This window comes from Streptomyces sp. B21-083, from assembly GCF_036898825.1.
Taxonomy (GTDB): Bacteria; Actinomycetota; Actinomycetes; order Streptomycetales; family Streptomycetaceae; genus Streptomyces.
In genome coordinates this window covers 544672-564212 of sequence record NZ_JARUND010000002.1, presented here as the reverse complement: position 1 = coordinate 564212, position 19541 = coordinate 544672, and the positions used below count along the sequence as shown (strand labels likewise).

Annotated in this window: 15 protein-coding genes and 2 pseudogenes; 7 read left to right on the top strand and 10 right to left on the bottom strand. The window is 70.4% G+C overall.

Annotation, left to right across the window (positions count from 1 at the left end):
- Nucleotides 1-152: 152 nt before the first annotated feature.
- A complete protein-coding gene (locus QA861_RS26520; RefSeq protein ID WP_334591088.1) occupies nucleotides 153-953 on the top strand; it encodes a putative protein N(5)-glutamine methyltransferase in 801 nt (266 codons plus the stop codon).
- A 90-nt stretch (nucleotides 954-1043) separates the two neighbouring features.
- On the opposite strand, the gene QA861_RS26515 is transcribed toward QA861_RS26520, so the two are convergent.
- Together QA861_RS26515 and QA861_RS26510 are read right to left on the bottom strand one after the other, a co-directional pair.
- Nucleotides 1044-1580, bottom strand: coding sequence for a hypothetical protein (locus QA861_RS26515; RefSeq protein ID WP_334591087.1), 537 nt, complete (start codon nucleotides 1578-1580; stop codon nucleotides 1044-1046).
- A 205-nt stretch (nucleotides 1581-1785) separates the two neighbouring features.
- A pseudogene (locus tag QA861_RS26510) lies at nucleotides 1786-2268 on the bottom strand (fibronectin type III domain-containing protein); the annotation flags it as partial.
- 74 nt (nucleotides 2269-2342) lie between these two features.
- Between QA861_RS26510 and QA861_RS26505 the strand changes: the two are divergent.
- Together QA861_RS26505 and QA861_RS26500 are read left to right on the top strand one after the other, a co-directional pair.
- Nucleotides 2343-3554 carry a tyrosine-type recombinase/integrase gene (locus QA861_RS26505; RefSeq protein ID WP_334591086.1) on the top strand — a complete coding sequence of 404 codons (1212 nt, stop codon included), beginning with the start codon at nucleotides 2343-2345 and terminating at the stop codon, nucleotides 3552-3554.
- Nucleotides 3551-6004: a tyrosine-type recombinase/integrase gene (locus tag QA861_RS26500; RefSeq protein ID WP_334591085.1), complete on the top strand. Its 2454-nt coding sequence runs from the start codon at nucleotides 3551-3553 to the stop codon at nucleotides 6002-6004. The genes QA861_RS26505 and QA861_RS26500 overlap by 4 nt, the downstream gene beginning before the upstream one ends.
- 55 nt (nucleotides 6005-6059) lie before the next feature.
- On the opposite strand, the gene QA861_RS26495 is transcribed toward QA861_RS26500, so the two are convergent.
- Nucleotides 6060-6644, bottom strand: coding sequence for a hypothetical protein (locus tag QA861_RS26495; RefSeq protein WP_334591084.1), 585 nt, complete (start codon nucleotides 6642-6644; stop codon nucleotides 6060-6062).
- 123 nt (nucleotides 6645-6767) lie between these two features.
- A pseudogene (locus tag QA861_RS26490) lies at nucleotides 6768-7238 on the bottom strand (fibronectin type III domain-containing protein); the annotation flags it as partial.
- A 275-nt stretch (nucleotides 7239-7513) separates the two neighbouring features.
- On the opposite strand from QA861_RS26490, the gene QA861_RS26485 reads away from it, so the two are divergent.
- Nucleotides 7514-8284, top strand: coding sequence for a glycoside hydrolase family 75 protein (locus QA861_RS26485; RefSeq protein ID WP_334591083.1), 771 nt, complete (start codon nucleotides 7514-7516; stop codon nucleotides 8282-8284).
- A 103-nt stretch (nucleotides 8285-8387) separates the two neighbouring features.
- Here QA861_RS26485 and QA861_RS26480 read toward each other — a convergent pair whose 3' ends face one another.
- The 4 genes from QA861_RS26480 to QA861_RS26465 all read right to left on the bottom strand — a co-directional run bounded on the left by QA861_RS26480 (nucleotide 8388) and on the right by QA861_RS26465 (nucleotide 11743).
- Nucleotides 8388-8822, bottom strand: a complete 435-nt coding sequence (locus QA861_RS26480; RefSeq protein WP_334591082.1) for a PTS-dependent dihydroxyacetone kinase phosphotransferase subunit DhaM — start codon at nucleotides 8820-8822, stop codon at nucleotides 8388-8390.
- Nucleotides 8815-9414, bottom strand: coding sequence for a dihydroxyacetone kinase subunit DhaL (gene dhaL / locus QA861_RS26475; protein WP_334591081.1), 600 nt, complete (start codon nucleotides 9412-9414; stop codon nucleotides 8815-8817). The genes QA861_RS26480 and dhaL overlap by 8 nt, the downstream gene beginning before the upstream one ends.
- Nucleotides 9415-9515: 101 nt before the next feature.
- A complete protein-coding gene (dhaK, locus tag QA861_RS26470) occupies nucleotides 9516-10508 on the bottom strand; it encodes a dihydroxyacetone kinase subunit DhaK (RefSeq protein WP_334591080.1) in 993 nt (330 codons plus the stop codon).
- Nucleotides 10509-11086: 578 nt separating this feature from the next.
- Nucleotides 11087-11743 (bottom strand): TetR/AcrR family transcriptional regulator, encoded by a 657-nt coding sequence (locus QA861_RS26465; RefSeq protein ID WP_334591079.1) that lies wholly within the window; start codon nucleotides 11741-11743, stop codon nucleotides 11087-11089.
- A 75-nt stretch (nucleotides 11744-11818) separates the two neighbouring features.
- Between QA861_RS26465 and QA861_RS26460 the strand changes: the two genes are divergently transcribed.
- The 3 genes from QA861_RS26460 to QA861_RS26450 all read left to right on the top strand — a co-directional run bounded on the left by QA861_RS26460 (nucleotide 11819) and on the right by QA861_RS26450 (nucleotide 14864).
- Nucleotides 11819-12511, top strand: a complete 693-nt coding sequence (locus tag QA861_RS26460) for an NAD(P)-dependent oxidoreductase (RefSeq protein WP_334591078.1) — start codon at nucleotides 11819-11821, stop codon at nucleotides 12509-12511.
- A 463-nt stretch (nucleotides 12512-12974) separates the two neighbouring features.
- Nucleotides 12975-13499 (top strand): hypothetical protein, encoded by a 525-nt coding sequence (locus QA861_RS26455; RefSeq protein ID WP_334591077.1) that lies wholly within the window; start codon nucleotides 12975-12977, stop codon nucleotides 13497-13499.
- Nucleotides 13500-13865: 366 nt separating this feature from the next.
- Complete coding sequence (locus QA861_RS26450; RefSeq protein ID WP_334591076.1) at nucleotides 13866-14864, top strand: RNA polymerase subunit sigma-70; 999 nt, start codon at nucleotides 13866-13868, stop codon at nucleotides 14862-14864.
- A 299-nt stretch (nucleotides 14865-15163) separates the two neighbouring features.
- On the opposite strand, the gene QA861_RS26445 is transcribed toward QA861_RS26450, so the two are convergent.
- Nucleotides 15164-17584 carry a glycoside hydrolase family 3 N-terminal domain-containing protein gene (locus QA861_RS26445; RefSeq protein ID WP_334591075.1) on the bottom strand — a complete coding sequence of 807 codons (2421 nt, stop codon included), beginning with the start codon at nucleotides 17582-17584 and terminating at the stop codon, nucleotides 15164-15166.
- 28 nt (nucleotides 17585-17612) lie between these two features.
- Nucleotides 17613-19448, bottom strand: coding sequence for a glycoside hydrolase family 3 protein (locus QA861_RS26440; protein WP_334591074.1), 1836 nt, complete (start codon nucleotides 19446-19448; stop codon nucleotides 17613-17615).
- Nucleotides 19449-19541: the final 93 nt, after the last annotated feature.

Genomic DNA, 19541 nt, shown 5'->3' with positions numbered 1-19541 from the left:
CCGGCTGCGGATCGCCCCAGCCGGACATCACCTGGGAGGTGAGACCCATTACCGCTGTGTCAGGTCGGGTGCTCTCACCTCAAGGCAGCGCGGACCGCCTCCGCTAGGCGACCGCGAGAGCGCCCTTCGGCTTCCGAAAGGCTCTCGGTTCGATGCCCTCCAGTTCTGCTTCCGCTCCGCTCGACTCCTCCACGGCCTCCGTCGCCGCCGCCCTGCGCGCGGCCGGCTGTGTCTTCGCCGAGGACGAGGCACGGCTGATACTCGCCACCGCCCGTGATCCGGAGGAGACGGCCGCCATGGTCGCCCGCCGCGCCTCGGGCCTGCCCCTCGAACACGTCCTCGGCTGGGCCGAGTTCGGCGGGCTGCGCATCGCCGTCGAGTCCGGCGTCTTCGTGCCCCGCAGACGCACCGAGTTCCTGGTCACCGAGGCCCTCGCCCAGGCGCCGGACGCGTCCGTCGTCGTGGACCTGTGCTGCGGCTCGGGCGCGGTCGGCGCCGCCCTGGCCGCCGTACTGACCGGAGTCGAACTGCACGCCGCCGACATCGACCCCGTGGCCGTGCGCTGCGCCCACCGCAATGTCGCCGCGTACGGCGGCCACGCCCACGAGGGCGACCTGTTCGACGCCCTGCCCGCCGACCTGCGCGGCCGGGTCGGCATCCTCGCCGCCAACGTGCCCTACGTCCCCACCGAGGAGGTCGGACTGCTGCCGCCGGAAGCGCGCGACCATGAACCCCTGGTCGCCCTGGACGGCGGCGGCGACGGCCTCGACGTACTGCGCCGGGTCGCGGCCGGGGCACCGGAGTGGCTGGCACCCGGCGGCTGCCTCCTGGTCGAGACGAGCGAACGCCAGGCACCGGCGGCGGTCGCGGCCTTCGAGACCGGCGGCCTGGTCACGCGCCTGGCGGAGTCCGACGAGCTGTACGCGCACGTGGTGGTCGGCCTCCGGCCCTAGGCATGCCCAGGGAGCTGCCGCGCGAAAACAGGTGGCCGTCCGTGCGAGCGTGCTCGCGCGGACGGCCACCAGCCGTGTGTGGTCCCCGGCTCAGAGCCGGTAGGGCTTGGAGCGCCGGCGCAGCGCCCAGGCCGTAGCTGCCGCGCCGGACGCGATCAGGGCGCCGCCCGCCGCGAACGTGAGGGTGCCATAGTCCTTCACGGCGCCGCCGAGACCGCCCATGACGCCCCGGGTGGGGGAGGCCGTGGCGGAGATGGTGGGCGTCGAGGCGGTGCTGACGATGACGGCCTGGGAACCGGCGGTGGCACCGTTCGAGCACCGCACGATGACGGTGTAGGTGCCGGTGCCGACGTTGGACCAGACGGCGGACTGGCTGGTGGTCGTCCCGGAGAGCGTGACCACACGCCCTTCGGTGAAGGACCGCTGGCTGCTGTTGAGGAGCGAGGCGCTGCCGTAGCCGCTGCCGCTGCTCGTGGGGCACGCGCTGGTGGTCACCGAGACCGTGGATCCGCTGGTGCTCACGGAGATCCCGGCCGCCGAAGCCGTCTGGGCGGTGAGGGCGAGCGTGAGCACGGAGGCGGCTGCCACGGTCAGACCTGGTCGGAGGAGGAGAGGAACGGTTCGCATGTGGACTGCCCTTCGGCGGCACGGTTGGCGGTACGTCCCATGCGCCGCCGAAGGTCGGGGATCGCCCGTGCTGCTTCGGGGCCAGCCAACGTGCCCTCACCCGGGACCGCACCCGGACGGCCACCGGGCAGGTGACGGATTCGTCCGTACGGCGGACCCCTGACGGGCTGTCGAGGCGATCCGGCGCCGGCCCGGCCTCGTCGTTCTACGGCGCCGTCACCGCCGTCCGCTCCACCGAGAACCCGCCCCACGTCCCGTCCGGCAGCCGCGCCCTGATCCGCACCCGGTACGCGACCCGAGCCTCCCGGCCCACGTAGAAGCCGTACGACGCCCGTCCGCGCGGAGCGGACCCGCCCCACACGAGGGAGGTGGCCGGACGTCCGTCGAGCTGGATCTCGTACTCCGTGATCACCCCGTCCGCATGCGGCGGAATCCAGGACAGGTCGAGGTGGTACGCCCCGTCCGTACGACGGGTCACCGCACGGAAGTCTGCGGGGGCGGTGGCGCGGCCGTCATCGGTGCCGGGCGCGGTGGTGAGCCGTACGGGAGCACCGGCGGGTGACACGTTGTCGGCGGCGTCGCGGGCGCGGACGCCGAAGGTGTACCAGGTGCCCGGACGCAGCCCGGTGACCACGGCCGCCGTCCGGTCCCCGCCCACGGTGTGGACCCTCGACGTGCCCTGGTAGATGACCTGTTGACTGAACTACTGGCGGAGTTTGCGCAGGTCAGTGACGTTGTGGCGGTGACGTCGTTGAGTCGGCCATGGACGCATCTCGAGACCTGGCTGCCCTCTCCGTCCCTCTGGTCGGGGAACTGGTTGCCAGGGTTGATCCGTGGGAGCCCTACCGGCTCATCGACCCGGCCGGAGAGCCGGTCGAGGGAGCTCGCGCGTTCCTGCGGGACCTGCAGGGAGCCGGCCGTTCGGCGACGACCGCCCGTTCCTACGGGATGGACATGCTGCGCTGGTTCCGGTTCCTCTGGGCTGTGGAGGTGCCGTGGAATCGGGCGAGCCGGATCGAGGCGAGGGACTTCTCCCGCTGGCTTCAGGTCGCTGGACAGCCGAGACGTCCGCACTGGCGACGCCCGAGCGAGGAGGGCCGGTGGGCCGCGGGTGGCAAGCCGTACGCACCATCGGTGCGAGCGCACAGCGAGACAGTGCTGCGGAGCTTCTACGACTTCCACCGCGACATCGGCACCGGGCCGGTCCTCAACCCGTTTCCGCTGGACCGATCACGTCGCGGTCGGCGGGCTCACGCCCATCGCAACCCGATGGATCCGGCTCGGAACGAACGCGCCGGGCTCTACCGGCCGAAAGTCCCCAAGCGAGTACCCCGCAGTGTCCCTGACGAGAATTTCAACGAGATCTTCGCGCGGCTTCCTTCGCACCGGGACCGCGCCCTGGTCGCCTTCTACGTCTCCACCGGTGCACGGGCCGGCGAACTGCTCAGCACGTGGCAGGCCGGCGCCGATCCGGGGCGCCAGCTGATCTCGGTGGTCCGCAAGGGCACCGGCGAGGTCCAGGAACTGCCGGCCTCGACCGACGCGTTCGTCTGGCTGCGGCTCTACCAGCTGGAGATGGACGATGCGATCCCGCGCGGGCGGCGTCTCCCGCTGTGGTGGACCCTGCGCTCGCCGTCGAGGCCGTTGACCTACCACGCGGTTCACCGCATGTTCGAGCGGGCGAACGCCAAGGCAGGAACGTCCGCGACGCTGCACGCGCTGCGGCACACCGCCGCCTATCGGATGGCCGAGGACCCCAGCCTCCCTCTCACCGACGTTCAATTCGTCCTCGGTCACGCTCAGTTGACCACGACACAGCTTTACCTCACGCCTCGCAAGGAAGTGGTGATCCGGCGCCTGCTGGCCCACCATGCCGAGCAGACGCGACAGGCAGCCGCCCGCGTCTCTCCGCCGCCGGCGGCCGACTACCGGCCGGAAAGTCTCAAAGTGCTGTTCGGAGCTGGTGCCGGATGACCGCCACCTCGTCGGCCCGTGCCGGCTCCTGCGCACCGGCTACTGGAATGGAGCCGCAGCTCACCCGCTCCATGGCAGCCCAGCAGCGCTTCCCCGCCCGGGCCGTTCCGGACATCTGGCCGGGCACCGAGCGCTCCCGCACCGAGGTGGCCCGGCTGCTGTCCCGTCCGCCTTTCACACTGGAGAACGCCGGCAGTGAGCTGCACCACCGGCATGGCATCGTCATGGTGCTGGACTGGCTGGAGGACCAGCCGGGACAGACCTGGCAGGAACGGTGGCAGCGCAGCGGCATCGAGGAGGCAGGCGCCGCCTGGCGGCCGGTGATCAAGCACTGGCTGCACGAGCGCGGTCTCGAGGCAGCTTGGCGCATGCCGGTGGTGGGCCGGGCCCTGACGACAGTGATCAGTGCTGATCTTCTGCGGCCGTCGGTGGACTGGCTGGCCGTCGGGGCCAGCCGACAAGGGGTGCTGGTCCGCTCTATGGCCCGCAGCCGCGACCCGCACGGGTTCGAGCGCCTGCGGGAGCTGGGCGCGTCGGTGAAGGACGTACGGTCGGGTGCCGTCAGCTCCTCTCTCTGCCGAGGCGCCCTGATCCTCGCGGCCAAGGGCGGCACACTGACCGGGATCACCGTCGGCGACGTCCTGGAGCTCTTCGAGGCTCAGGCCACGCTCCTCAAGCGGATGACGGCGGGGACCGAGGTGTTCTACCGGCTACTGCACCAGCTCGGAGCCCTGGGCGAGGCTGCCCCGCAGAATCTGCGCGGGGTCCGCAACCGGGGACAGCGAACCCCCGAGGAACTGGTCGACCGCTACGGACTGCGCTGCCGTCCCGTCCGTGACCTGCTCGTGGACTATCTCCGTGAACGCCAGCCCGCGCTGGACTACACCAGCTTGAAGTCTCTCTCCTACCACCTCGGCAAGCGCTTCTGGCACGACATCGAGCAGCACCACCCCGACGCCGCCAGTCTCCGCCTCGCCCCGGACGTCATCGGGCAGTGGAAGCAGAGGATGCGCACCAAGGACAAGACCGTCACCGGACCCGACGGCCGGCGCAGCAGCACGAAGGTCGAGAGGCTCAACCACCGGGACACGCTCACCCAGGTGCGGGCCTTCTACCTCGATATCGCCCAGTGGGCACTGGAAGATCCCGGCCGTTGGGGCCCGTGGGTGGCACCGAGCCCGGTGAAGGCTGACGAGCTGGAGAACCGCAAAGTACAACGGCGGCGCAAAGCAAGGATGGACGCACGCACCCGCGAGCGCCTGCCGGTCCTGCCGATCCTCGTCCGCACGGTCGACCAGCGCCGCAAGGACGCTTCCGCGGTACTGGAGGCCGCTCGCTATGCCGGCCCCGGCGAGGTGTTCACGGCTGCCGGTCAGCAACTCGTACGCGCCGTGGTTCCGCACGGAACAGCCGGCAGGATCTGGGCGGAGGACCCGCCCACCGGGAAACGCCGCGATCTGGGACTCGAGGACGAGAGAGCCTTCTGGACCTGGGCCGTGGTCGAGGTCCTGCGGGCCACCGGCATCCGCATCGAGGAACTGATGGAACTCAGCCACCACAGCCTGGTCCAATACCGGCTGCCCACCACCGGTGAACTCGTCCCCCTCCTTCAGATCGTCCCGTCCAAGACGGATACCGAGCGGCTGCTGCTGGTCAGCCCCGAGCTCGCCGACGTCCTGAGCGCGATCATCTGCCGAGCGCGGCAGACCGCCGGGGCCGTTCCCCTGGCCCGCTCCTACGACCGCCGCGAATGCGCGTGGCAGGAGCCGGCCCCGCTGCTGTTCCAACGACGCATCCGCGGTGAGGACTGCGCGTTCACCGATGAAACCGTTCGCACCATGCTCGACCAGGCCCTCATCGACACGGGCCTGACCGACGTCACCGGGGCCCCACTTCGCTACACACCGCACGACTTCCGCCGGCTGTTCATCACCGATGCCATCCTCAACGGGCTGCCACCACACATCGCCCAGGTGATCGCCGGCCATCAGGACATCAACGTGACTCTCGGTTACAAGGCCGTCTACCCCGAAGAGACGATCCGGGCGCACATGGCCTTCCTCGCCCGCCGCAGGTCCCTCCGCCCGAGCGAGGAATACCGCGTCCCCACCGACGAGGAATGGCAAGAGTTCCTCGGTCACTTCGAGCGGCGCAAAGTCTCCATCGGCGCCTGCGGCCGTGCGTTCGCCACCCCCTGCATCCACGAACACGCCTGCGTGCGCTGCCCGATGCTCTGGCCCGACCCCGCCCAGCGCGACCGGCTCGTCGAGATCCGCGACAACCTCCTCGCCCGCATCGCCGAGGCCGAACGCGAAGGATGGCTCGGCGAGATGGAAGGGCTGCAGATCAGCCTCGTCGGAGCAGAGGAAAAGCTCGCCCAACTAGACCGGCGCCCATCCCGTGTCGTCGTCGACCTCGGCATTCCCGTCAAGCGGACGCCATCCTCATGACGGCCGCCCGGGGCCGTCTGAAGACGATGGCTGACGCGACGATCCCGGTCCTCAATCATCGCCAGCCCGGGTTGTCGGAGGGCAGGAACGTGCCGAAGAGTGACTCGTACTCATCGCCCGACTCGGTGACCACCACATGGTCCGGTTCGGTCCTGGTTACCGCACTCTGGAGTCGGGAGACAAGCTCGGTCACGGACACCTGGCGCAGCGACAGAGCAGCAGCGACACGGGCACGGTGCTCGGCAATCTCAGGCTCGTCACGAATGAGGTCCCCTTCGAGGAGCGAAGCGGCGGCCTCCATGGCCTCTGACCTGCCACCGCCCGAGAACTTCAGGCAGTCTTGCCACAGAGCCAGCCCAGTGATGATCTCCAGCGCTGCCTTCAAGTCGTCAGCGACAAGGCCGGCCTGCCCCTCGGAGCTCGCGAACACCACGGGCCGATGCCCGTCCTCGTCATGGCACAGAAAGAAGGTCCCGCCGGCCCAGTCACCAGCGATGGCCTCCAGTGAGGCACCCGAGGCCGCTCGGACCGCCTCGCCGTGTTCGTTGCGGGAGACTCCGAACTCGAAGGACGAATGCAGCAGGTCAGCGATGCCGGGGGTGTCCCGGATCAATGCAAGCAAATGATCGGTTGAGGTCACGGCGCGGACCCTAACAGGAGCCGCTGACAGGAACCCGACCCCAGAAACGAAGCAGCACCTCGCCGGAAGGCGAAGTGCGAACGTTGGTCCCCCGCGCGGAGACTATTCGGCGAGTTCAGAGAAGTCGTACGAGACCACACCCCGCTCGTCCGTGGACGCCCCCCAGGACAACTGGACCGACCGGCTGCCGGCAGGCCTGCCCCGCGTGCGGCCGGGGCGGGTCGGGGCCGTGGTGTCCGCGGTGGACGCGGCGGGGGTCGTCGCGCGGACGCCCTCGCTGCGCGGTCCGGAGCGCCCGTCGCTGTTCCGCGCCCGCACGGTGAAGACATACGCGGTGGACGGGGACAGCCCGACGACGTCCACCATGCGTTCCGAGCCGGGCACCTCCCTCACCTTCACCTCGCCGCGGTACACCTCGTAGGCGACGACCTCGGGCCCGCCCGGTGACCGGTTCCACATCACGTGCACGCTGGTCGCGCTGCCCGCGACGGCCGTCACCCCGGCCGGTGCTGACGGGGGCCGCCTCTCCGCGCCGCTCCCGTCCCCGCTCCAGGCGCAGGACACGGTCAACAGCAGTGCCCCGCAGCCGGACATGACGTACCGGACGACGCGTCGCACGGCCGCTCCCTCCTGCGCCCATCCCGCACGGTATTGGTCCGGACCAATATGGGCCCGGTGGGACGTGCGCATCAAGAGGGGTGCAAGCGCTCCGTGGTCGGGACCGACCGGAACCGACACGGACTCAGGTGACCGGCCCCTGTCGGGAGTTCGGGGCGTGCACCGTACGGCCCCCTAACGGTGGACGCGTGACAGGACCGGCACCAGATTGGACCGAGTGTCCGTCAGATCCCCCAGGAGAGGCCCCTATCGTGCGTGTCCAGACGCTGACGCTCGCCGTGGCCGGCGCCGCCCTGCTCGCCCCGACCGCGCTGCCCGCCGCCGTCCACCCGAACGAGCCGGTGCGGTACGAGGGCGGCGTCCGGGCCTCCGACCTGCTGGCCAAGGTGCGTGACTGCGCGCCCGTGTCCAGCGGCCACTACCGCAGCGACGCCGGAGCCCCCGCGGACATCCCCGTCTGCGGCACCGACGACGTCGTCTTCTGGAAGGCCGACATGGACATCGACTGCGACGGTCAGGCCGGGCCGCGCTGCAACGGGCGCACCGACCCGTACTTCGCGGACACCACCGCCTACCAGCAGTCCGACGGCCGCTATCTGGACCCCGAACGCCTGCCGTTCATCGTCGTCCCGATGGCCAGCGACATCTGGAACTACCGCGACCACGGCATCCGGGGTGGCTCGGTCGCCGCCGTCATCTACAAGGACCGCGTGCAGTACGCGGTCGTCGGCGACACCGGCCCGCAGGACATCATCGGCGAGGCGTCCTACGCCGCCGCCGCGGCCCTGGGCATCAACCCTGACCCGCACGGCGGCGGAGCTGCCTCCGGAGTCACGTACATCGTCTTCAAGAACGCCAGGGTGTCGCCGATCGAGAACCACACGGCGGCGCTGGAGACGGGGGAGCGGCTGGCGAGACAGTTCGTGGGCCAGGAGGCGGAGAGCACCGATGGCACCGAGAGCGCAGAAAGCACCGAGAGTTCCGGGAACGCGGAGAACGACGCGACCGTGGCCGACGACTGAGCCGACGGAACGGAACGGGAGGCGAGGGGAGGGGCGGCGGCCCGGTCGTGAACCGCTCGCTGGCGCGCTCTCCCCCTCCCCCTCGCTTCCTCCGCGCGCTCCCTCACACCTTGCGGTACGCGTACGCCTCCCCGGCCGCCGCCTCCACCGCCGCGAGGTCGGCCCCCGTCGACGCCGTGACGACCGCCGCCACCGCTCCCTCGACGAAGGGGGCGTCCACCAGGCGGGTTCCGTCCGGGAGTTCGTCACCCTCCGCAAGAAGCGCCTTCACGGTGAGGACCGCGCTGCCCAGGTCCGTCAGTACGGCGACCCCGGCACCCCGGTCCACGGAACGGGCCGCCGCGGTGATCAGTTCGGCGCTTGTGCCGAGTTCGCCGGACTCGGTGCCGCCCGCGGCTGCGACGGGAGCGGTCGCGCCGTGGACGAGACCCCGGGCCAGGTCCGCCACCGAGGCGGCCACCGCCGCGCTGTGCGACACCAGCACCACCCCGACCAACTGTTGGCCCTTCTCGCCGCCCAGGCCGGTCGTGTCACTCACCGGCGGTCTCCGCGAGAGTCGCGATGAGCAGGGCCGCCGAGGTGGCCCCCGGGTCCTGGTGACCGATGCTGCGCTCGCCGAGGTAACTCGCTCTGCCCTTGCGGGCCTGCAGCGGTACGGTCGCGAGGGCGCCCTCTTCGGCGGCCGTGCGCGCGGCGGCGAACGAGTCGGTGAGAGCGTCCACGGCGGGTACCAGGGCGTCGATCATCGTCTTGTCGCCGGGCGTCGCACCGCCGAGCGCCATCACCGCGTCCACCCCGGCGCGCAGCGCGTCCGCGAACTGCTCCTCGCTCACCTCTGGCGCATCGCCGAGCGCCTTGCCCGTGCGGCGCAGCAACGTGCCGTACAGGGGTCCGGAGGCGCCGCCGACCGTCGAGATGAGCCGGCTTCCGGCGAGCACGAGGACGGCACCGGGCGTGTCCGGTACCTTCTCCGCCACGACGGCGGCCACGGCGTCGAATCCGCGCCGCAGATTGCTGCCGTGGTCGGCGTCGCCGATGGGCGAGTCCAGGGCGGTGAGCCGCTCCGCCTCGCGGCCGACGGACACGGCCGTCGCCGTCATCCAGCGGCGGAAGAAGTCGGCGTCGAGCACAGGATCTCCTTGCGTGGTAGGTACGTCGGTCGCTGTCGCACCCCGGGGGACGGGCGTGACGCTCTGCGCGTCCGGCCGGGCTCACATGGCCCCACAGGCCCTCACATGCCCCAGCGCAGACCCGCCGTCCGCACCGGCGCGTCCCACAGCCGCAGCAGTTCCTCGTCGATCTCGCACAGGGTCACCGAGGCCCCGGCCATGTCGAGTGAGGTGACATAGTTTCCGACGAGCGTGCGGGCCACGGCGACCCCGCGTCCAGCCAGCACCCGCTGCACCTCGGCGTTGAACCCGTACAGCTCCAGCAGCGGCGTCGCGCCCATCCCGTTGACCAGGACCAGCACGGGATTACGCGGGTTGAGATCCTCCAGCACGGCCTCCACCGAGAAGTCGGCGATCTCGCCCGAGGTCATCATCGGGCGCCGCTCCCGGCCCGGTTCGCCGTGGATGCCGACGCCCAACTCCAGCTCGCCCGGCGGCAGATCGAAGGTGGGGCTGCCCTTGGCCGGGGTGGTACAGGCGCCGAGGGCGACGCCGAAGCTGCGGGACCGGTCGTTGACCCGCTGGGCGACGGAGCGCACCTGCTCCAACGGACGCCCCTCGTCCGCCGCCGCACCGGCGATCTTCTCGACGAACAGGGTGCCGCCCGTACCGCGCCGCCCGGCCGTGTAGAGGCTGTCGGTGACGGCGACATCGTCGTTGACGAGGACTTTCGCGACCTGGATGCCCTCGTCCCCGGCGAGTTCGGCCGCCATGTCGAAGTTGAGGACGTCGCCGGTGTAGTTCTTCACCACGAACAGGACGCCCGCCCCGCTGTCCACGGCAGCCGCGGCCCGCACCATCTGATCGGGCACCGGAGAGGTGAACACCTCACCCGGACAGGCCGCCGACAGCATCCCCGGTCCCACGAACCCTCCGTGCAGCGGCTCGTGCCCCGACCCACCACCGGAGACGAGGGCCACTTTTCCGGCAACCGGCGCGTCCCGCCGTACGATCACCCGGTTCTCCACGTCGACGGTCAACTCGGGATGGGCCGCCGCCATGCCCCGCAGCGCGTCCGTGACCACGGTCTCCGGAACGTTGATGAGCAGCTTCATGGGTACCTCCTGGTGAGGATGTCAGATGGGCTCCTGACCTGCGTCTTTGCAGGTCAGGCAAGTTTACGCAAGTAGTTGATCTCGGCGCCCTGCGGCGGTTGGAAGCGGGTCGTGGCGGGCTGATGCTGACTCAGTGCTGACTTCGGTGACAGGTCGTCAGGCCGTCTGGTCCACGGGCTGGATCGGGACGGGTCGGCGAAACGCTGCTGTCGGCAGTATCGACCTTGCGGTAGCGAAGGTCACGTGCGCGGCTCCGAAGGCGCGCCAGAACATCAGCGAGCCCCTTCGGCACGGCCACGATTCCCGGTCGGATCGGGAAGTGGCGGAGCCGGTATGAGGTGGAGGGGTGATCTCGCTGTGGCGCAGGCGCGGGCGGGGCAAGTGAAAGCACGGTGGTGTGGTGGGGAACATGTACGTCACCGTGCACAGCGACTGCTGAGTCAGCGCCGATGCCGTCGGCAGCCGGTAGTCGGTGGCCGAGGTGCATCGACTTCCTCGCGGACGTACGGCGAAAAACCGAGGGTGTCCGGGCCGCGGTGGCATCCTCAGTCGATCAGCCGGCCCCGCTCAAGAGGTGGTCAAGGCCGGACGAGTTGCCCGCCGAAGGTCGGCGAGCCACGGTGGCCCGCTCTGGTGGTTGCCGCGGTACGTGGCCTCGGGGCCAGTGCCGCGCGGAGCGTCGGGGCGAGGATGTGGCGGACCTCGGACGGGGTGAGGGCGGCAGGTGTGGGGAGCGGGTTGAGGTAGCGGGTGTAGATGAGGCCGCCGAGGATCGTCACCACGGCCGTGGCTCGGGCGGTCGCGTCCCGGCCGCCCAGAAATTCAACAAGCGGGGTCAGCAGCTCCCGTTCCAGGTATTCGCGGATGGCCTCGGCCGCCTCATCACCCTGGACGGTGAGCCGACGGAAGTCGGCGTCTTCCCACAGGTCCGTCACCGCGTCGATCAGGCGTTCGGGGAGGGTGGCCAGGTCGCCGGCGAGGACGTCGTCCACCGTCAGCGCTTGAGCGCACTGGAACTGCATCACGTCCGCGAACAGGCCCTTCTTCGAGCCGAAGTGGTACGCGATCAGCGCCGGGTCGACCCCGGCTGCCCCGGCTACCACACGCAGGGTGGTGCGCCGGTAGCCGCGCTCCAGGAACAGCGACCGGGCCGCCGAGACAATCGACTCACGGGTCGGCGGGTTGCCGCGGGGACGGCCTCGGCTGCGGACGGGGGCAGGGGCGGCGTTATTCATCAGCGTTGAGCCTGCATTTCGTGATCGGCACAGTCAAGGGCGTTCCGCGATCCACACGAAGGGATGCCCGACACCATGCGTATCGCAGTCTTCGGCGCCAACGGGCCGACCGGCCGCCACCTCACTGACCAGGCCCTCGCCGCCGGCCATGAGGTCGTCGCCGTGACCCGCCGCCCCGGCTCTCTGCCCGCACGACCCGGCCTGACCGTGGCTGTCGCCGATGCCACCGACCCGGCGGCCGTCGACGCCGCGGTCAGCGGGACGAACGCCGTTCTCTCCGCGCTGGGTTCGCGCTTCAGCAAGGAGACCATCACCACGTACTCGGCGAGCGCCACGGTCATCACCGCGGCCATGACCCGCCACGGCATCAATCGACTGCTCACCGTCAGCTCCAGCATCGCCGACCCGAAGTGGCGGCCGACCGGCGCGCACTTCTTCAACCACGTACTCGACCCGCTGGTCAATCGGCGGCTGGGCCGCACCCTCCACGAGGACATGCGCCGCATGGAGGCCGTGATCCGGGAGACGCGCCTCGACTGGACCCTCGTCCGGCCCTCGGGCCTCTTCGAGCACCCGGCCGTCACGGACTACCGCACCGCTGAGGCCAGCGCCGACGGCGTCTTCACCGCCCGCGCGGACCTCGCCGCGAGCATGGTGCGCGAACTGGAGGAACGACGGTACGTCCACACGGCCATGGGCGTCATCACCACGGCCGTGAAGCCGAACATCGCCAAGCTGATATGGGACGAGGGCGTGAAGAAGAAGTGAGCCGAGCGACCGCCGAACTGCCAGCCGCCGCACGGACGTTCCTCACCCGCCCGCACGCGGCCACCCTGGCCGCCATCCGTCCGAGGCCTGGTGCGAGAAGCACATCGCGGCTTTGGAAGTCTCCCGTCACGGCCTCGCCGGCCACTACTCCCCGGACCCGAGGAACTGGCCGCCGCGATCAGCGCATGGGCCGACCGTCACGGATTGGTACGCCGATAGCCGCGCCCTCGCTCACAGCTGACGGGGTGACGGGGTGACGGGGGAAGGCCTCGTGGGGTTCGGCGCGCGATGCCGACAACCAAGGGCGGGCCATGGCCTGCCCTCCGCCAGTCCCACCGTACTCAAATATTCAACAAAGAGTCTCCGTGGGCGGCAAAGAGATCTACCCGCATAGATGACGTCGGTGCTGTCATGTTCGCGACCGCCCGGAATCCCTGCCGGGCACCGCTCCGGGAGATCTCCCATGCCCCGAATATCCCGCTCGCTGGTCACCGCTTTTTCCTCCCTCGCCCTCGCAGCCGGCGGTCTCACCGTCGCAGCCGGCGCCGCCCACGCGCAGAGCTGCAGCCAGGACTACCTTCCCCTCCCCGACTCCAGCTGCCAGCCCGGCGACTTCAATCCGGACGTCACCCAGTCCACCATCGGCTCCACCATCTGCGTCTCCGGATGGACGGCGACCGTCCGGCCGTCCAGCTCCTACACCACCGCGCTGAAGAAGAAACAGATCGTCGAGTACGGCTTCACGGACACCAGCACATCGGACTACGAGGAGGACCACTTCGTCCCCCTCGAACTCGGCGGTTCCCCCAAGAGCGCGCTCAACCTCTGGCCCGAGCCGGAGTACGGCACCATGACCGCCGCCAACAAGGACACCGTCGAGAACAAGCTCAAGAAGGCCGTCTGCGCCCGCACCGTCACCCTCGCAGACGCCCAGGACGCGATTGTCACGGACTGGACGACGGCACTGTCGGACCTCGGCCTGAGCTGATCCTCTCGCTCGGGAAGGGGTCGGTCTCCTCCTCCGGGAGCAGCCGGCCCCTCTCGGCGTGCCGAGCTGGCGAAAGAGACAGGTCGGATGCCTCACCCCGGCCTCGGGAGGAGGAAGAAGCGCTTCCCCGGCGCCGTCGTCATCGGCGGAGACAGAAGCCGCGAGCCGCTTGCCCACGACTTCCTCCAGGCACCGTCCCTCTCCGCCCTGCTGGACCAGTTCCCTCAAACCAGGAAGGCGAATCGCGCAGTGGCCCCTGACAGATGGCAGGGGCCCGGGTCGGCCGGAGGAGCCTCTGGTGATGAGTTTTCGCGCCCGCACCCGTCATACCTACGACGGGACACGACGAGGCGGAAGGACGACGTGATGAGTGCGGACACGCGGCTGGAGGAGCTGGGCGCGAGGGGTCTGGGCGAGCTCGACGAGTCGGCGTTCTCAGGGTTGGCGGAGCTGCACCGGCGGGAGCTGCACGTGCACTGCTACCGGATGCTCGGGTCGTTCGAGGATGCCGAGGACACCGTGCAGGAGACATTCCTGCGTGCCTGGCGGCGGCGGGAGACCTTCGAGGGACGGTCGACGTTCCGGGCCTGGCTGTACCGGATCGCCACCAACGCCTGCCTGGACCTGCTCGCCAAGTGCCGCCCGGAGCCTGCGACGGGCGGCGAGGTGCTGTGGCTGCAGCCGTACCCGGACCGGCTGCTCGACGAGCTGCCGGCAGGCTACGCGGACGAGCCGGAGAGTGCCGCCGTCGCGCGGGAGACGATCGAGCTGGCGTACCTGGTCGCCGTCCAGCACCTCGCGCCGCGCCCGCGGGCCGTGCTGATTCTGCGGGCCGTGCTCGGCTGGCCGGCGAAGGGCGTCGCGGAGTTGCTCGGGGACTCCGTCAACTCGGTGAACAGCGCGTTGCAGCGGGCGCGCGCGGGCATGCGGGAGCATCTGCCCGCCGAGCGCCAGGACTGGACCGGCGGCGACCAGGACGCCGGGACGCGCGAGCTGGTGCGCCGCTTCACCGAGGCCAGTGTGGCCACGGACATCGACGGGCTCGCCGCGCTCCTACGGGACGACGTCCGCGTCTCGATGCCGCCCACGCCGGGCCTGTACGTCGGCCGCGACACGGTGGTGAACGACTGGGTGGAGAGCGGCTTCGAGGGCATGACGGGCCTGCGCCCAGTCCTCACCTCCGTCAACCGGCAGCCCGCGGTCGCCTTCTACCAGTGGCAGAAGGACGAGGGCGCGTACCTGCCGTTGACGATCGATGTCCTGCGCGTCACCGGCGGGGTGATCACCGAGATCATCACCTTCCACAGCGACCGGTTCCCGCGGCTCGGGCTACCGGAGCGCCTGCCGGCGGACGGCACGGAGTAGTCCCGGTGTGGACGCTCACGCTGTGCGGTGGCGCGCGTGTCGCGGTGGAAACGGAGGAGCGGTGCGACGCGTTCGGCGGCGTCACCCGCGCGCGGGTGCGGTTGGGGTTGCGCGACGGAGGCCCGGCCCGGTCCGGTCCTCGAACGCGACGCCGCGTCCTGGCGCCGCGGCACCGGCGTCCGCGCCCCGCACACCAACGCTGGGCGAAAGGGCCCGTGGGGAGCGGTGTCAGGGCCGCTCCCCACGGGCTGCTGCGGGCGCCGGCTATGCGGCGGTGCTTCGGGCGACGGTCTTGCGCGTCACGTCCCGGTCGCGGGACGCGAGGTCGTGGTGGAGTGGGTCAGATAGACCCTCCGCTCGGTGACGTCGGCGGTGTCACCGACGACGTCCAAGCGGCTCCGCAGGGGGAGGTCGCTCGACGACGAGCCGACAGAGATCCACATGGGGCCCGGGTCCACGACCCATCTGTCGTCCAGGGACAGATAGGCCAGGAGAGGAAGCTCCAGCGCGAACGTCACCGTTGCCGACTCGCCCGGCTGCAGTTCGAGCTGGTGGAACCCTGTGAGTTGGAGTGCCGGTCGCGCGATGCCGGGGGCGTCGTCCTCGACGTAGAGCTGGACGAGCTCCACGCCCGGGCGGTCGCCGCTGTTCTCGACGGTGACGGTGACGTCGACGGTGCCGTCGGGCGCGACCGCTGAGCTGCTGAGCCTGAGGTCGGAGTAGGTGAAACGGGTGTACGTGAGGCCGTGGCCGAACGGGTAGAGCGGTGCCGCCGACTCGTCCACGTAGCCGCCGTGCGGGTCGCCTTCGTGGCGGCGGTATCCGCTGCCGAACCGCTGGCCCGCGTGAACGGGAACCTGTCCGCCGGCGCGGGGGATCGTGTAGGGCAGGCGTCCTTGCGGCTCGGCCGCGCCGGTCAGGATGTCCGCGACGGCACGTGTGCCGTACTGCGAGCCGTAGTACCCGAGCAGGATCGCGTCGAGTCGGGACTCGACGTCACCGAGGGCGACGGGGCGGCCGGAGAAGATCACGCCGACGGTCGCCCGGCCGAGCCCGGCGACCTCGTGCACGAGCCGGCGCTGCACGTCCGGCAGCCGCACATCGGCGGTGTCCGCGCCCTCGCCCTCCGTCCGTTCGGTGAAGAACCACCGGGCCAGGCCGCCGAGCGCCAGGATCACGATGTCGGCGTCACGCGCGGCCTCCACGGCGGCTTCGATCCCCTCGGCGCCATCGGTGATCCCGCATCCCGCGGCAACGACGATGTCCGCGTCGGGCAGCGCGGCGCGCAGCGCGTCCGCGAGGGAGACCGCTCCGTACTGCGTCCGGGCGAACTCGTCCTCGTCCATCGCGAGAAGGTCGCCGATCTCCCGGTGCACGTAGGCGTCGTCAGGGCCGAAGGAGCCGATGTCGTCGACACCGACCATCGAGCTCGTCGCGCCCTTCAGCATCGCACGGGTGAGTGCGATGAAGGAGGGGAAGGTGTACGGCGCGAAGGCCGCGCCGATCCGGTCGGCGTGCGGCCCGATGAGGGCGATACGGGGAGCGCCGCTCAGCGGAAGCACTCCGCCGGCGTTCTTGAGCAGGGTGACCGACTCGCGCGCCAGGCGCAGCGAGAGGTCACGTCCTTCCTGGGCCACGGACATGATCTCGATCGGGTCGGTCTCCACGTACGGGTTGTCGAACAGGCCCAGCTGGAACTTGTGCGTCAGTACGCGCACCACCGACTCGTCGACGGTCGTTTCGGGGATCTCGCCGGCGCGGACGGCCTCGACGAGGTTGTCGCCGTAGCCGAACGGCTCGGGCATCTCCACGTCGATGCCGGCCCGCAGCCCCAGTACGCCGGCTTCGCGTGCGTCGCGCGCGGCGCGATGATGTGTCACGAGGTTCTCGATCGAGGACCAGTCCGACACGACGGTGCCGTCGAAGCCGAGCTGGTCGCGCAGCATCTCGCGGAAGACGCGAGGGTCGGCGGCCGCGGGAACTCCGTCCCAGTCGGCGAGCGAGTTCATTATCGATCCGAGACCGGCGAGCTGGATCGCGGCGGCGAAGGGCCGCGCGTACACCTCCCGCAGCTCGCGCGCTCCCACCGGCACGGTCGCCATGTTGAGACCGGCCTCGCTCATGGCGTACCCGAGGAAGTGCTTGCCGGTGGCGATGACCCCGTCCTGGAACGACTCGCCCTGCAGATGGCGTACGAAGGACACACCGAGCGCACTGACCAGGTACGGATCCTCACCGTAGGTCTCGTGTACGCGGCCCCATCGCGCGTCGCGGGCGACATCGAGCAGCGGGGACAGGGCGTGGTGCAGGCCCACGGATCGCATCTGCCGGCGCGTCAGGGCGGCCATCTCGCCGACCCCGGCTGTGTCCCAGGTGGCGGCGAGAGCGATCGCGGTGGGAAACGAGGTGAAGGTGGGCGCGTTCACGCCGTTGAGCGCCTCGATATGCATGATCGCCGGAATGCCCAGCCGGGTCCTGTGCACAAGATGGTGCTGCAACGCGTTGTTCAGCCGGGCGAGTTCGGCCGCGTTCGCCGGGAACCCGCCCATGTGCGGTTCGACGTAGCCGATGCCGTTGGCGAGCTTGGCCGCGGCGACCTCAGGACGGATGCCCTTCGCGTCGAAGAGCATCGTCGGTATGACCGATGTCAGCTGGGCGACCTTCTCGTGCATGGTCATCCGACCCAGCAACTCGACGGCGCGGGACCGTGCGTCGGTCATGGCGTGCTCCTTCTGTACGAACGAGACATCAGATCTCCAGCCCGGATCCCAGGGGGAACAGCGGGTCGGGGGTGTTCGCCGGCGCGTCAGGCGCGGACTCTCGCACGGCCTGCATCGATCGCGGCAGCTCGACGGGGAGTCTGCCCTGGGGGGTGATGCGGCCGGTGAGGGCGGCGAGCAAGGCGTCGTCCGAGACGCCGAAGGTCACCGTGAGGCCGGCGAGCGCGTCGATCAGCGGCGTGAGAATGGCGGGGCGGTCCAGGGCGACATCCACGATGAGCGGGGTCTGCTGGGCGATCATGCCCAGTCGGTGCACGAGGCCGGGCGGCAGTTCGAGAGACCCCTGGTGGAAGTACGACTCCAGGAACAGGTCGTCCCGTGGTTCGAAGGGCGCGTCGATGCGCACGATGGCGAGGTCCGCCTCCTGTGGCGTGGCCGCGGGAGTGACGGCCCGTGCGAGGGCCTCCGGTTCGATGCCCTCCGCGTACACTCTCGCGCCTCTGGAAAGGGGGAGGAGGGGCGCGCCGAGGACGACGGAGTTCTTGAGGACGGTGACCGATCGGGCCTGCGCCTCCGAGCCGGCCTGACGGGTCTCGGCGTTGCCCACGATGGCCGCGGCTGCCTCCTCGTCGACGAAGGGGTCGTCGAAGAGGCCGAGCCGGAACTTGACCAGCAGGACGCGGCGCGCCGACTCGTCGATTCTGCTCTCCGCGACGACGCCGTCCCGTACGAGGTCGAGCAGCAGGTCCGTGCACTGCTCGCCGCCGAACTGGTCCGCGCCGGCGTCGAGGATCCTGACCAGGCGCTCGCGGGCGTCGAGCTCCTCGACGCCCCACGCGCGGGCCGGCAGGACCTGGTCCCCGACGGGGTTGTCGTTCACCAGCTCCCAGTCCGTGATGATAAGCCCGTCGTAGCCGAGCTTCTCGCGCAGGAGTCCGGTGAGGATCTGCTTGTTGTACCCGAACCCGGCTTCCTCGATCGGTACGCCGTCGATCTCGAGCCCGACGGGCATCCCGTAGTACGGCATGATCGCGGCGGTGCCGTGTTCCACGGCGGCGGTGAACGGGCGCAGGTGCTCCTCGAACGCCCCGCCCGGGTAGACCTGCTCGCGGCCGTACGGGAAGTGCGCGTCCTCGCCGTCCAGTTGAGCGCCGGCGCCGGGGAAGTGCTTGGTGACGCAGGCGACGCTCGTCGAGTCGGGAGTGGCGCCCTGGAAGCCTTCGAGGTACGCGCGTGTGTACGCCACCACGAGATCGGTGTCAGCGCCGAAGGTCTGGAGCTGACGTGCCCACCTGGGCTCGCTGGCCAGGTCGACCTGGGGATGCAGCGCCATGCGGATTCCCACGGCGCGGTACTCGTCGCGCGCCCGTCGCGCGAACTCGCGCACGACATCCGGGTCGCGAAGCGCCGCGAGGCCGAGCCCGTCTGGCCACTGCGAGAACGGGCCCGCCGTGAACGACGCCCCGACATTCTCCAGGAACCCGTGGCGCGGGTCGGTGGAGATCGTCACCGGGATGCCGTGCGGCGTCTTCTCGGCCAGCCGCTGGATCGCGTTGTTCCATCGTGCGGCCGCCCGGGCGTCTTCGATGCGGTGCACGTTGAAGTGGTTCATCGCCCTGTCGAGGATCACCTCGCTGGTGGGCGACTTGCTGATCGCGCCGGGCTCTTCGAGGACAGTGCCTTCTGGGCCGATCTCGATGACCGTGTGGAAGAGGAGACCGACCTTCTCTTCGAGCGAGAGCCGGGACAACAGGTCCTCGGTACGTTCCTCGGCGCTGAGCCGCGGGTCCTCGTACGGGTCCATGCGGCCGTTGCCGTTGAGGTCGCGGAATTCGATGCGGTCCGGTGCGGTCGTGTTGTGCATGGGGGGTCGGTAGTTCCTCTCACATTCGTCTCCGGGGCCTCGGGGGCGGCCTCGGCGAGGTGGGGGCCAGGACTCAGCGGCAGGACACCGCGG

Excerpts from the sequence above, each read along its gene's own strand:
- QA861_RS26440 (WP_334591074.1), bottom strand. The coding sequence starts at position 19,448 with ATGCACAACACGACCGCACCGGACCGCATCGAATTCCGCGACCTCAAC.
- QA861_RS26515 (WP_334591087.1), bottom strand. The coding sequence starts at position 1,580 with ATGCGAACCGTTCCTCTCCTCCTCCGACCAGGTCTGACCGTGGCAGCC.
- QA861_RS26500 (WP_334591085.1), top strand. The coding sequence starts at position 3,551 with ATGACCGCCACCTCGTCGGCCCGTGCCGGCTCCTGCGCACCGGCTACT.
- QA861_RS26460 (WP_334591078.1), top strand. The coding sequence starts at position 11,819 with ATGCGTATCGCAGTCTTCGGCGCCAACGGGCCGACCGGCCGCCACCTC.
- QA861_RS26520 (WP_334591088.1), top strand. The coding sequence starts at position 153 with ATGCCCTCCAGTTCTGCTTCCGCTCCGCTCGACTCCTCCACGGCCTCC.
- dhaK (WP_334591080.1), bottom strand. The coding sequence starts at position 10,508 with ATGAAGCTGCTCATCAACGTTCCGGAGACCGTGGTCACGGACGCGCTG.
- QA861_RS26505 (WP_334591086.1), top strand. The coding sequence starts at position 2,343 with ATGGACGCATCTCGAGACCTGGCTGCCCTCTCCGTCCCTCTGGTCGGG.
- QA861_RS26455 (WP_334591077.1), top strand. The coding sequence starts at position 12,975 with ATGCCCCGAATATCCCGCTCGCTGGTCACCGCTTTTTCCTCCCTCGCC.
- QA861_RS26445 (WP_334591075.1), bottom strand. The coding sequence starts at position 17,584 with ATGACCGACGCACGGTCCCGCGCCGTCGAGTTGCTGGGTCGGATGACC.
- QA861_RS26465 (WP_334591079.1), bottom strand. The coding sequence starts at position 11,743 with ATGAATAACGCCGCCCCTGCCCCCGTCCGCAGCCGAGGCCGTCCCCGC.
- QA861_RS26450 (WP_334591076.1), top strand. The coding sequence starts at position 13,866 with ATGAGTGCGGACACGCGGCTGGAGGAGCTGGGCGCGAGGGGTCTGGGC.